11 protein-coding genes are annotated in these 12481 nt (G+C 72.6%); 4 read left to right on the top strand and 7 right to left on the bottom strand.

The features are described from left to right. Positions 1 to 88: 88 nt before the first annotated feature. Positions 89 to 883, top strand: coding sequence for a metal-dependent hydrolase (locus ACZ62B_RS02795; protein WP_469689169.1), 795 nt, complete (start codon positions 89 to 91; stop codon positions 881 to 883). A 20-nt stretch (positions 884 to 903) separates the two neighbouring features. Here the strand turns inward: ACZ62B_RS02795 and ACZ62B_RS02790 are convergent, their stop codons facing one another. The 5 genes from ACZ62B_RS02790 to ACZ62B_RS02770 all read right to left on the bottom strand — a co-directional run bounded on the left by ACZ62B_RS02790 (position 904) and on the right by ACZ62B_RS02770 (position 6389). After that, a complete protein-coding gene (locus tag ACZ62B_RS02790; RefSeq protein WP_073934726.1) occupies positions 904 to 1158 on the bottom strand; it encodes a type B 50S ribosomal protein L31 in 255 nt (84 codons plus the stop codon). A gap of 15 nt (positions 1159 to 1173) precedes the next feature. After that, positions 1174 to 1644: a DUF5709 domain-containing protein gene (locus ACZ62B_RS02785; RefSeq protein WP_344561972.1), complete on the bottom strand. Its 471-nt coding sequence runs from the start codon at positions 1642 to 1644 to the stop codon at positions 1174 to 1176. A gap of 477 nt (positions 1645 to 2121) precedes the next feature. Next, positions 2122 to 3903 carry an ABC transporter ATP-binding protein gene (locus ACZ62B_RS02780; RefSeq protein WP_344561974.1) on the bottom strand — a complete coding sequence of 594 codons (1782 nt, stop codon included), beginning with the start codon at positions 3901 to 3903 and terminating at the stop codon, positions 2122 to 2124. Then, complete coding sequence (locus ACZ62B_RS02775) at positions 3900 to 5732, bottom strand: ABC transporter ATP-binding protein (RefSeq protein ID WP_344561976.1); 1833 nt, start codon at positions 5730 to 5732, stop codon at positions 3900 to 3902. The genes ACZ62B_RS02780 and ACZ62B_RS02775 overlap by 4 nt, the downstream gene beginning before the upstream one ends. A 183-nt stretch (positions 5733 to 5915) precedes the next feature. After that, complete coding sequence (locus tag ACZ62B_RS02770; protein ID WP_344561978.1) at positions 5916 to 6389, bottom strand: MarR family winged helix-turn-helix transcriptional regulator; 474 nt, start codon at positions 6387 to 6389, stop codon at positions 5916 to 5918. A 121-nt stretch (positions 6390 to 6510) separates the two neighbouring features. Here ACZ62B_RS02770 and ACZ62B_RS02765 point away from each other — a divergent pair, with 121 nt between their 5' ends. Beyond that, positions 6511 to 8313, top strand: coding sequence for an ABC transporter ATP-binding protein (locus ACZ62B_RS02765; RefSeq protein ID WP_344561980.1), 1803 nt, complete (start codon positions 6511 to 6513; stop codon positions 8311 to 8313). 43 nt (positions 8314 to 8356) lie between these two features. Beyond that, positions 8357 to 9202: an endolytic transglycosylase MltG gene (gene mltG, locus ACZ62B_RS02760; protein ID WP_344561982.1), complete on the top strand. Its 846-nt coding sequence runs from the start codon at positions 8357 to 8359 to the stop codon at positions 9200 to 9202. A gap of 35 nt (positions 9203 to 9237) precedes the next feature. Here mltG and ACZ62B_RS02755 read toward each other — a convergent pair whose 3' ends face one another. Continuing rightward, positions 9238 to 10308 carry an NAD(P)-binding domain-containing protein gene (locus ACZ62B_RS02755; RefSeq protein WP_468883248.1) on the bottom strand — a complete coding sequence of 357 codons (1071 nt, stop codon included), beginning with the start codon at positions 10306 to 10308 and terminating at the stop codon, positions 9238 to 9240. A 92-nt stretch (positions 10309 to 10400) separates the two neighbouring features. Here ACZ62B_RS02755 and ACZ62B_RS02750 point away from each other — a divergent pair, with 92 nt between their 5' ends. Further along, positions 10401 to 10823: a secondary thiamine-phosphate synthase enzyme YjbQ gene (locus ACZ62B_RS02750; RefSeq protein WP_468724588.1), complete on the top strand. Its 423-nt coding sequence runs from the start codon at positions 10401 to 10403 to the stop codon at positions 10821 to 10823. 70 nt (positions 10824 to 10893) lie between these two features. Here ACZ62B_RS02750 and ACZ62B_RS02745 read toward each other — a convergent pair whose 3' ends face one another. Next, entirely contained in the window at positions 10894 to 12129 is a 1236-nt protein-coding gene (locus tag ACZ62B_RS02745; protein WP_469689168.1) for an extracellular catalytic domain type 1 short-chain-length polyhydroxyalkanoate depolymerase, read from the bottom strand. Positions 12130 to 12481: the final 352 nt, after the last annotated feature.

Below are 12481 nucleotides of genomic sequence, written 5' to 3'. Positions count from 1 at the left end.
CGCGAACGCTACGCTGTGTCGCCGGCGGGGCGTCAACGCACCGGGTCAACCGGCCGGCGGCGAACGAGGAATGGGGCGGGCAACGGCGATGATGGGACCAGCACACTCACTGTCGGGCGCCGCGGCCTGGCTCGGGGTCGGCGCGGCGACGGCCGCGGCCGGACACCCCATGCCCTGGCCGGTGCTCCTGGCCGGCGCCCTGATCTGCGCCGGCGCCGCGCTCGCCCCCGACCTGGACCACAAGGCGGCCACCATCTCGCGGGCCTTCGGACCCCTGTCCCGCTGGCTGTGCGAGGTCGTCGACAAGCTGTCCTACGCCGTCTACAAGGCCACCAAGAAGCAGGGCGACCCGCGCCGCTCCGGCGGGCACCGCACGCTCACGCACACCTGGCTGTGGGCGGTGCTGATCGGTGCCGGCACCGCGGTCCTGGCGATCACGGGCGGCCGCTGGGCGGTGCTGGCCATCCTCTTCGTGCACATGGTGCTGGCCATCGAGGGCCTGCTGTGGCGGGCGACGCGGGGCTCCAGCAGCGATGTCCTGGTGTGGCTGCTGGCCGCGACCAGCGCCTGGATCCTCGCGGGCGTCCTGGACGAGCCGGGCCACGGCGCGAACTGGCTGTTCACCGAGCCGGGCCAGGAGTACCTGTGGCTGGGGCTGCCGGTCGTTCTGGGCGCGCTGGTGCACGACATCGGGGACGCGCTGACCGTCTCCGGCTGCCCGGTCCTGTGGCCGATACCGGTGGGCCGCAAGCGCTGGTACCCGATCGGCCCACCGAAGGCGATGCGGTTCCGGGCGGGCAGCTGGGTGGAGCTGAAGGTGCTGATGCCCGTGTTCATGCTGCTGGGCGGAGTGGGCTGCGCGGCGGCGCTCAACGTGATCTGAGGAACGCGCCCGCCCGGGACTCAGCCGGACCCCTCACCGCCGTACCGGCGCTCGAAGCGGGCGACGCGGCCCTCCGTGTCCACGGTCCGGGCCCTGCCCGTGTAGAACGGGTGGCTCTCCGAGGAGATCTCCACCTCCACCACCGGGTAGGTCTCGCCGTCGTCCCACTCGATGGTCCGGTCGCTGGTCGCGGTGGACCGGGTGAGGAAGGCGTATCCGGCGGCACGGTCCCGGAAGACGACCGGGTGGTAGTCGGGGTGCTTGTCCTGCTGCATGGGTGCTCCTCGGGGTCAGCCAGGCAGGTTGTCCTCGTCGACGACGTGCATCGCGGCCTCTTCGGCGGAGGCGGCCGCGCCGTCGATGCCGACGTCCATGGCGACCAGGGCCTCCTCCTCGTCCTCGTGCGCCCCTTCGTCGGGGGCCACGAGCCGGCCGGAGCGTGCGGCTCCGACCTCGTTGTCCAGGAGTTCCCCGTCGGTGTCCTGGGAATCGCCCAGGCCGTCGCCGTCGGGTGCGAGGGAGTCGGGCTGCTCCTCGGCGAGCCGCTGTTCCAGCGTCTCGCCCCGGTGGCGCTCCCCGGCCGTCACGCCGGTGTGCTCCACCGCCCAGGGACGTTCCGGCGGGGACCAGCCCCGGTCGAGGGGATCGGCGACCCCGTCGTACTCAAGGGTGTCCTCCGCGTCGAGCAGCCCGGTGTCCTCCCTCTGCTCGGAACCGTCGGGCTGGTAGACGTCGTCTCCCCATCCGTCGGCGCTGTTCACAGGTACCTCCAGGGGGTGGGGACGGGCCCCTTCTCACCGCGGACCGCGGCGGGTCGCCGCTGCACGGGGCACTGGCGCCGTCCGTGCCCGGTCCGCCGGGCCCCGGGCGCCCCCGAGCCGGTGCCTGACTCCAGCCTTCCACCGGAGCTCCCCACCGCGCAACGGCACACCCCCGGCGGGCCGCGCGTCCGGGACCCTCACCCCGCCTCGCCCGGCACCCCCGCCGATACCCCGCCACACGGCCCGGAACCGTCCCCGGGCCGGAAGTCCCGCACGGGTACGGCCGTCGGCGCGGGCCGCGTTCCCCGGCCCCACCGCCGCCGGGGGCGCCGGATGCCCCGGGCCGGCGGCCGGCCGGGCGTGCGGCATGGTGCCGCCGGTCCGGGCGGCGGGGTTCCGGGCCGGTTCGAGGTCACACCGAGAGGTCCGGCGGGGGGACCTCGCCCGCAGGCCCGCTCCCGCCGGGGCGGCGCATGCTCAGCCGTGCCAGGAGCGCCACAGTGCCGCGTACGCCCCGTCCGCCGCGACCAGGTCGTCGTGGCTGCCCAGTTCGCTGATGCGGCCGTCCTCCACGACGGCGATGACGTCCGCGTCATGGGCGGTGTGCAGGCGGTGGGCGATGGCGACGACGGTCCTGCCGTCCAGGACCCGGGCCAGGGAGCGCTCCAGGTGCCGCGCCGCTCGCGGGTCGAGCAGCGAGGTCGCCTCGTCCAGGACCAGCGTGTGCGGGTCGGCCAGCACCAGCCGGGCCAGCGCGATCTGCTGGGCCTGGGCCGGGGTGAGCGCGAACCCGCCGGAGCCGACCTCGGTGTCCAGGCCCTCGTCCAGCGCACGGGCCCAGCCGTCCGCGTCGACCGCCCCGAGCGCCGCCCACAGCTCGGCGTCCTCCGCGCTGGTCCTGGCGAGCCGCAGATTGTCGCGCAGGGAGCCCACGAAGACGTGGTGCTCCTGGTTGACCAGGGCCACATGCTCCCGCACTCGTTCCGCGGTCATCCGCGACAGTTCGGCGTCGCCCAGGGTGACCCGCCCGTCCCTGGGCGCGTAGATCCCGGCGAGCAGCCGGCCCAGGGTGGACTTGCCCGCACCCGAGGGACCGACCAGTGCCAGCCTGGTCCCGGGGGAGACCTCCAGGGACACCTTGCGCAGGACGTCCACGCCCTCCAGGTAGCCGAAGCGCACCTTGTCCGCGTGGACCCGGCGCCCCTCGGGAGCAAGACCGGCGTCACCGGCGTCGGGCTCGATGTCCCGGACCCCGACCAGCCGGGCCAGCGACACCTGCGCCACCTGCAGCTCGTCGTACCAGCGCAGGATCAGCCCCACCGGGTCGACGAGCATCTGCGCGATCAGCGCGCCCGTGGTCAGCTGGCCGACACCGATCCAGCCCTGCAGGACGAACACCCCGCCGATCATCAGCACCGAGCCGAGCACGGTGACGTGGGTGATGTTGACGACGGGGAAGAGCACCGACCGCAGCCAGAGGGTGTAGCGCTCCCAGGCCGTCCACTCCCTGACCCGCTGGTCCGACAGTGCCACGCGGCGCGCGCCGAGACGGTGCGCCTCCACGGTCCGCCCCGCGTCCACGGTCTCGGTGAGCGCGGCGGCCACGGCGGCGTACCCGGCGGCCTCCGAGCGGTAGGCGGCCGGCGCCCGCCGGAAGTACCAGCGGCAGCCGATCACCAGCAGCGGCACGGCGAGCAGCACGGCCGGTGCCAGCTCGGGTGCCGTGACGACCAGTCCGCCCAGCAGCAGCACCGCCCACACCACGCCGATGGCCAGCTGGGGCACGGCCTCGCGCATGGCGTTGCCGAGCCGGTCGATGTCGGTCGTGATCCGCGACAGCAGATCGCCCGTGCCCGCCCGTTCCAGTACGCCCGGCGGCAGCCCGACCGACCGCACCAGGAAGTCCTCGCGCAGATCGGCCAGCATCCGCTCGCCGAGCATCGCCCCGCGCAGCCGTACCTGCCGGACGAACACCGCCTGGAGGGCCAGCGCGAGCACGAACAGCGTGACCGTGAGCCCCAGATGCAGCTCCCGCTCCCGGTCCGAGACCCGTTCCACCAGTCCGCCCAGCAGATACGGGCCCACCATCGAGGCGATCACGGCGACCGTGTTCACGGTGATCAGCAGCACGAAGGCCCGGCGGTGCCTGCGCAGCAGCTCGCCCACGTAGGCGCGGACGGTCGCGGGCGCGCCCACCGGCAGCGTGCTGGCCGCGGTCGGGGCCGCCGGGTCGTAGGCCGGTGGCGCCACGCCGATCATGCTGTCTCCTCGATCTCTTCCAGTTCTTCCAACCCCTGCAGGACCTCGTCCTCGCGCAGGACGCCGTCCTCGTCCAGGACCCCCGCCGGCGCGGCCTCGTCCTCGGTCTCGCGCGTCACCACGGCCCGGTACCGGGGCTCGGTGCGCACCAGTTCGCGGTGGTCGCCGACCGCCGCGACGGTGTCGCCGTGCAGGAACACCACCCGGTCGGCGCGGTCCAGCAGCAGCGGGGACGAGGTGAACACCACGGTGGTGCGCCGCGCCCGCAGTTCGCGCACGCCCTGGGCGATACGGGCCTCGGTGTGCGAGTCGACGGCCGAGGTCGGCTCGTCCAGGACGAGCACCTCCGGGTCCGTGACCAGCGACCGGGCCAGCGCGAGCCGCTGGCGCTGCCCGCCGGACAGGGACCGCCCGCGCTCGGTGATCCACGCGTCCATCGGGTCGTCGGCGTCCGCCGAGCCCTGCACCAGCGCCGCCAGTACGTCCCCGCACTGCGCGGCGTCCAGCGCGTCGCGCGGGTCGACCGTGCCGGACGCCGGCACGTCGAGCAGTTCGCGCAGGGTGCCGGAGAGCAGCACCGGATCCTTGTCCTGCACGAGGACGGCCCGGCGGGCGGAGTCCAGCGGCAGTTCGTCGAGCGGTACCCCGCCGAGCAGCACCGGGGTGCCCCGCTCGGAGGCGTGCCCGCCGAGCCGTTCGGCCAGCCGTCCCGCCGCGTCCGGGTCCCCGCACACCACGGCGGTGAGCCGGCCCGTGGGGGCGAGCAGACCGGTCTCCGGGTCGTACAGGTCCCCGGCCGGGTCCTCGGCGGCGCGCGACCCCGCGGTGTCCGTGGCACGCTCCAGCGACAGCACACGCGCGGCCCGCTTCGCCGAGGGACGCGAGAAGGAGTACGCCATCGCGATCTCCTCGAAGTGCCGCAGCGGGTAGGTGAGCACCATGACCGAGCTGTAGACGGTGACCAGTTCACCGACGGCGATCCGGCCCTCGCGGGCGAGATGGACGCCGTACCAGACCACCGTGATCAGCAGGATCCCCGGCAGCAGCACCTGGATCGCGGCGATCAGGGCCCACATCCTGGCGCTGCGCACGGCGGCGTGGCGGACCTCCTGGGAGGCGCGGCGGTAGCGGTCGAGGAACAGTTCCTCGCCGCCGATGCCGCGCAGGACGCGTAGCCCGGCGACGGTGTCCGAGGCGAGCTCGGTGGCCCGGCCGGCCTTCTCGCGCTGGACGTCCGCCCGCCGGGTGGCGCGGGGCAGCAGCGGCAGCACCGCGATCGCCAGCACCGGCAGTCCCACGGCGACGACGACGCCCAGCGCCGGCTGGTAGACGACCAGGCCGACGCAGACCAGCACGATGGTGACCGCCGCCGCGGTGAACCGCGACAGGGCCTCCACGAACCACCCTATCTTCTCGACGTCACCGGTGGAGACCGCCACGACCTCCCCGGCGGCGACCCGCCGGGTCAGTGCGGAGCCCAGCGTCGCCGCCTTGCGGGCCAGCAGCTGCTGGACGCGGGCGGCGGCGGTGATCCAGTTGGTGACGGCGGCGCGGTGCAGGAAGGTGTCGCCGATGGCGTTGCCCGCGCAGGCCAGCGCCATCAGGCCGCCGGCCAGCGCGAGCCGGCCGCCGGAGCGGTCGACCGCGGCCTGGACGGCGACGCCGACGCAGAACGGCAGCGAGGCCACGGAGGCGAAGTGCAGCAGGCCCCAGGCCAGCGACTTGAGCTGTCCGGACAGCTGATTCCGGAAGAGCCACCACAGGAATCGGGGACCCGAGCGTGCGTCGGGCACCCCCGGGTCGGGAAACGGAAGGTCTTGAATCTGCATGACGTCCCAGTGGCTCGGATCAGGGGGAGGCGGAAACGGGGAAAGGCGAAGGCGTGCGCAGTCCGAGGACGGCGGCAGCAAACCGTGACAGGTTGACCCCGCTACGTACCGGGAGGCAAACGGTTTTCCACACGACCGCACAGAACCGGCGGTCAGGGCGGCCGGCACCGCCGTACCGTCACGTCACACGGGTCGTCCGGACGCGTCGCCGCACCGCGCGGGAACCGTCCCGTCGATCAGGGTGTCCAGCAGCTCGCCCAGCGCCTCGCGCTGGGCGTCCCCCAGCGGGGCCAGGATCTCCTCCGCGGCGGACCGGCGCGCGGCGCGCAGTTCCCGCAGGGCCGCGCGCCCGTCGTCGGTGAGTTCGATCCGGATCACCCGCCGATTGGCCGGATCCGGCACCCGCCGCACCTTGCCGTTCGCCTCCAGCCCGTCGACCAGCGTGGTGACGGCGCGGGGGACCACCTCCAGCCGCTCGGCCAGATCGGCCATGCGGGGCGGCGAACCATAGTGCGCGAGGGTGCGCAGCAGCCGTGACTGGGCAGGGGTGATACCGAGCTCGCGCCCCGCCAGATGGCGCTTCTGGATGCGATGCACCCGGCGGGTCAGCCGAAGCAGCTGCTCGGCCAGCAGGCCGTCGGGATCGGGGGCGGTCATACGGGAACAATATCAGGATGCCGTTCATTGTGAGTATAGGTAACAATGAGCTGGACTCACCCCGCCCGCGCACCCGGGCACCCTCCGCCCGCGAACCCGGGCACTCTTGCCGAAGGAGACCATGCACCCCGACCACGAACCCGACTGGACCCCGCCCGCCGGTGCCGAGGAGCAACCCCGGCAGGTGCGGCGCATCCTGAAGCTCTTCCGTCCCTACCGGGGCCGCCTCGCGATCGTCGGCCTGCTCGTCGGCGCCGCCTCACTGGTCTCGGTGGCCACCCCGTTCCTGCTGAAGGCGATCCTCGACGTCGCCATCCCCGAGGGCCGCACCGGGCTGCTCAGCCTGCTCGCGCTCGGCATGATCCTCAGCGCGGTCCTCACCAGTGTCTTCGGCGTGCTGCAGACCCTGATCTCGACCACCGTCGGCCAGCGCGTGATGCACGACCTGCGCACCGCCGTCTACGGCCGGCTCCAGCGCATGTCGCTCGCCTTCTTCACCCGCACCCGCACCGGCGAGGTCCAGTCCCGCATCGCCAACGACATCGGCGGCATGCAGGCCACCGTGACCTCCACGGCGACGTCCCTGGTCTCCAACCTCACCAGCGTGGTCGCCACCGTCGTCGCGATGCTGGCGCTCGACTGGCGGCTGACCGTGGTCTCCCTGGTCCTGCTGCCGGTGTTCGTCTGGATCAGCCGCCGCGTCGGCAACGAACGCAAGAAGATCACCACCCAGCGCCAGAAGCAGATGGCGGCGATGGCCGCCACGGTCACCGAGTCGCTCTCGGTCAGCGGCATCCTGCTGGGCCGCACCATGGGCCGCTCCGACTCCCTGACCGGCGCCTTCTCGGACGAGTCCGAGCGGCTGGTCGACCTGGAGGTCCGGTCGAACATGGCCGGCCGCTGGCGCATGGCCGTCATCACGATCGTCATGGCCGCCATGCCGGCGATCATCTACTGGACGGCCGGCATCGCCCTGCAGACGGGCGGCCCCGAGGTCTCCATCGGCACCATCGTCGCCTTCGTCTCGCTCCAGCAGGGGCTGTTCCGCCCGGCCGTGAGCCTGCTGTCCACCGGCGTCCAGATCCAGACGTCGCTCGCGCTCTTCCAGCGCATCTTCGAGTACCTCGACCTCCCGATCGACATCACCGAGCGCGAAGACCCGGTCCACCTCGACCGGGTCAAGGGCGAGGTCCGCTTCGAGGGCGTCACCTTCGGATACGACGGCAAGGGCGGCCCCGTCCTCGACGGCATCGACATCACCGTCCCCCCGGGCGGCAGCCTCGCCGTGGTCGGGCCGACCGGCGCCGGCAAGTCCACCCTCGGTCACCTCGTGCCGCGGCTGTACGACGTCACGGGCGGCCGGGTCACCCTCGACGGCGTCGACGTCCGCGACCTCGACTTCGACACGCTGGCCCGCGCGGTGGGCGTCGTCTCCCAGGAGACGTACCTCTTCCACGCCTCGGTCGCGGACAACCTGCGCTTCGCCAAGCCGGACGCCACCGACGAGGAGCTGCACGCGGCGGCGCGGGCCGCGCAGATCCACGACCACATCGCCGCCCTGCCCGACGGGTACGACACGGTGGTCGGCGAGCGCGGCCACCGGTTCTCCGGCGGTGAGAAGCAGCGCCTGGCGATCGCCCGCACCATCCTGCGCGACCCGCCGGTCCTGGTGCTCGACGAGGCCACCAGCGCCCTGGACACCCGTACCGAGGCCGCCGTCCAGGAGGCCATCGACGCGCTGTCGGCCGACCGCACCACGGTCACCATCGCCCACCGGCTGTCCACCGTCCGGAGCGCCGACCAGATCGTGGTCCTCGACTCCGGCCGCGCGGTCGAACGCGGCACGCACGAAGAGCTGCTGGAGCGCGGCGGGCGCTACGCCGCCCTCGTACGCCGGGACGCCCAACTGGAGCCGACAAAATGAAAATATGCCGGGTTTGTGGCGATATGCGGGTTACCGTGCCCGCATGCAGACGAACACTCCGTCACGGAGCACGATCCGACTGACGCGCCGGGGCCGCCTCGCCCTCGCCGCGCTCGGGGCCGTCGTGGCCGGCACCGCCGTGGCGGTGCCGCTGCTGATCATGAACGGCGACGACGACTCCCGCCCCACGACCCTGGTGATCCCGGAGGGCTGGCGCGCGAGCCAGGTGTACGCCGCCGTCGACAAGGTCCTCGACCTGCCCCCCGGCACCACGAAGAAGTCCCTCCCCGAGGCCGGCCTGAAGCTGCCCGACGAGGCCGGGGGCAACCCGGAGGGCTACCTCTTCCCGGCGACCTATCCGCTGAAGGAGAAGGCGACCCCGCAGAAGCTGCTGTCCCGCATGGTCGACACCGCCGACAAGAAGTTCAACGGAGCCCCGATCGCCGCCGGCGCGCAGCGCAACGCGATGAACGTCTACCAGGCGGTCACCGTCGCGAGCATCGTCCAGGCGGAGGCGGCCACCAAGGCCGACATGGGCAAGGTGGCCCGGGTGATCTTCAACCGGCTGGAGCGCGGGATGCCGCTCCAGATGGACTCCACCGTCGACTACGCCCTGAACCGCGGGGCGCCGCGCACGACGGCCGCCGACACCGAGATCGACAGCCCCTACAACTCCTACCGGCGCATGGGGCTGCCCCCGACCCCGATCGACAACCCCGGCGAGGACGCGGTGCGCGCCGCGATCAACCCGACTCCGGGCGACTGGCTCTACTTCGTCACCGTCAAGCCGGGCGACACCCGCTTCACGGCCGACTACGCGGAACACCAGCGCAACGTCGCCGAGTCCGACGCACAGGGGAAGAAGGCGAGCGAACCGTCGAAGAAGTGAGCGGCGCGCCCCCGGCCGTCACACCGCCCCGGCCGTCACGCCGCGGCCCGCTCCTCCCGCGCCAGCAGCCGCCTGATGTCCCGCACCGCCGCGCGTCCGGCCCGGTTGGCGCCGATGGTGCTCGCCGAGGGGCCGTAGCCGACCAGATGGATCCGCGGGTCGGCGACCGCCCGCGTGCCCTCGACCCGGATGCCGCCGCCCGGCTCCCGCAGCCGCAGCGGGGCGAGATGCTCGACGGCGGGGCGGAAGCCGGTCGCCCACAGGATGACGTCGGCCGCCACCCGCCGTCCGTCCGCCCACTCCACGCCGTCGGGCGTGATCCGGTCGAACATGGGCTGCCGGTCGAGCACACCGTCCGCCAGACCCCGGCGGATCGCGTCGTTGAGCGGCAATCCCGTCACGGAGACGACACTGCGCGGCGGCAGACCCTGCCGTACCCGCTCCTCGACGAGCGCCACGGCCGCCCGGCCCGCCTCCTCGTCGAAGGGGCCCTCACGGAAGACCGGGGGCCGCCGGGTCACCCAGGTCGTGGCCGCCGCGTACGGCGCGATCTCCAGCAGGTGCTGGGTGCCCGAGGCACCGCCGCCCACCACGATCACCCGCTGTCCGGCGAACGCCTCCGGCCCCGGGTAGCGCGCCGTGTGCAACTGCCGCCCCCGGAAGGTCTCCTGGCCCGGATAGCGCGGCCAGAACGGCCGGTCCCAGGTGCCGGTGGCGTTGATCAGCGCCCGCGTCGACCAGTCGCCGTCCGAGGTCTCCACCAGCAGTCGTCCGCCGGACCCCTCGCGCACCGCCCGTACGTCCACCGGACGCCGGACCCGCAGATCGAAGGTCCGCTCGTAGCGGTCGAAGTACTCGCCGATCACCTCGGAGGAGGCCCGCGCCGGATCGGCGCCGTCAAGCTCCATGCCGGGCAGCGCGTGCATCCCGTGCACCTTGCCGTACGTCAGTGACGGCCACCGGAACTGCCAGGCGCCGCCGGGGCCGGGGGAGTGGTCCAGCACCACGAAGTCGCGGTCCGGCTCGAACCCGGTCCGCCGCAGGTGATAGGCGCTCGACAGTCCGGCCTGCCCGGCGCCTATGACGACTACCTCGACCTCGCGCATGTCGTTCACGTTTCTACCAACCAGGCGGAGGCCGTGGATCTTCCCGTCGGTGCTCCCGCGGGAACCCCGGCGCATGGGACAGGATGGAGCACATGTCCGATGCCTTCACCACCCGAGTCCTGAACATCGCCACCGGCTCCGACGAGAGGGTCGTCGACATCACCGGCGACTGCGAGTCCTTCCTGCGGGAGACGGCGGCCGGCCGGGACGGCCTGCTGAACGTCTTCGTGCCGCACGCCACGGCGGGGATCGCCGTCATCGAGACCGGTGCCGGCAGCGACGACGACCTCCTGTCCGCCCTGCACACCCTGCTGCCCGCCGACGACCGCTGGCAGCACCGCCACGGCAGCCCCGGCCACGGCCGCGACCACGTCCTGCCCGCCTTCGTCCCGCCGCACGCGACGCTCCCGGTGGTGGACGGACGGCTGGAACTGGGCACCTGGCAGTCGGTGTGCCTGGTCGACACCAACCGCGACAACCCCGACCGCCACGTGCGGCTGAGCTTCCTCGGCTAGGGATGCGCCGGAGACGGGCCCGGTCGGGGAGTCCGGCCGGCCGGGCCCGTCGGCGAGGGGCCGGGTCGGCTCAGCCGGACTGGCAGGCGGATCCGTTGAGCTTGAAGTCCGTCGGGGTTCCGGCGTTGCCCGTGTGGGTGGCCTGGAAGCCGATGGAGGTGCCGGCGCCCGGGGCGAGTGTCCCGTTGTAGCTGACGTTCTTGGCCGTGACCGCACCGCTGGTGGGCGAGAAGGTCGCGTTCCAGCCGGAGGTGATGGTCTGTCCGGAGCCCAGCGTGAAGGTCAGCGTCCACCCGTTGAGCGTCGACGAACCGGTGTTGGTGATGGTGATGTTGTCGGTGAGGCCGTTGTTCCACGCGCTGACGGCGTTCGTCACCCGGCAGGCACCGCCCGTCGGCGGAGGGGTGGTGGGCGGCGGCGTGCTCTGGTCCAGGCCGAAGAACGAGATGGCCCTGGCGGTCATGCCGGCGGTGGGCAGGCTGTGGCCGACGCCCGAGACGCTGATGGCCTCGACGGGCGCCTGGGTGCCGTCGGCGCCGTAGCGGGTGCGGGTCCAGCCGGACTGTGGGCTGTCGGTGAGCACCGGGGTCTGGCTCACGCCCAGCACGTCGGTCCACTGCTTGATCTCTTCGCCGAAGTTGTTGTAGTCCAGCGTCGTGTCCGTCGTGCCGTGCCAGAGCTGCATCCGCGGCCGCGACCCGCTGTAGCCGGGGTGGGCGGCGCGCACCAGGTCACCCCACTGCTGAGGCGTCTTGCTGATCCGGCCGTCGGCGCAGGCGCTGTTCCATCCCGATCCGTCGGTGGTGGCGAAACAACCGAACGGCACGCCCATGAACGCCGCCCCGGCCTTGAAGACGTCCGGGTAGTCGCCGAGGAGCACGTTGGTCATCATCGCCCCGGACGAGGCTCCGGCGACGTAGACGCGGCCGGCGTCGGCGCCGTGGCGCTGTACGACGTGACTCACCATGGAGGCGATGCTCGTCGGGTCACTGCCCCCGTCGTGCCTGAGCGCCTGCGGGGAGGACACGTCGAAGCACTGGCCGCTGACGTTGGCGTCCGGGTAGATCACGATGAACCCGTACCGGTCGGCCAGCGAGGCGAACTCGGTGCCCGAGTGGAAGCCGGGCCCGGTGCCGGTGCAGTAGTGGACCGCGACCAGAACCGGCGGGTTCGCTGCGGCGCTGGTGGGCACGTACTCGTACATGCGCAGGTTGCCGGGATTGTTCCCGAAGTCGGTCACCTCGGTGAGGGAAGCGGCCTGTGCGCTCGGCGTGGTGAGGAGGAAGCCGGCGAGCAGGGGGAGCACCCCGCCGAACAACGCCAGCAGGAGCGGGCGTATCCGTAACTTTCGTCTGGCCTTCACGTGAGCGTCCTTTCCGCGGATTCGAAAGTTTCAGTCCTGTTGTCGAATTGGTGCGGATAAGTTAAGAGTGAGGCTGTGGGGAGTCAACAGCCCTGACTCACTTCGTCATTGATCTCCTGGTCCGCTCCATGGGTCCTCTTGGTCGTTCCGCCGGGAGCCGGCCGATCAGATATTTCGGTGAGTAGATCGAAAGATTCGAAGGTCGTGGGCGCCAACCGCGACACCCCGACCGCGGAGCCCGCCCGGTGGTCCGCGGCCATCGGCTGTCAGAGGCGGCGGAGGAGGCGTTCGAGAT

This window comes from Streptomyces sp. NPDC053426 (assembly GCF_055585405.1).
Note: the sequence above shows the minus strand (reverse complement) of the source record. Positions and strands in the feature narration are given on the sequence as shown.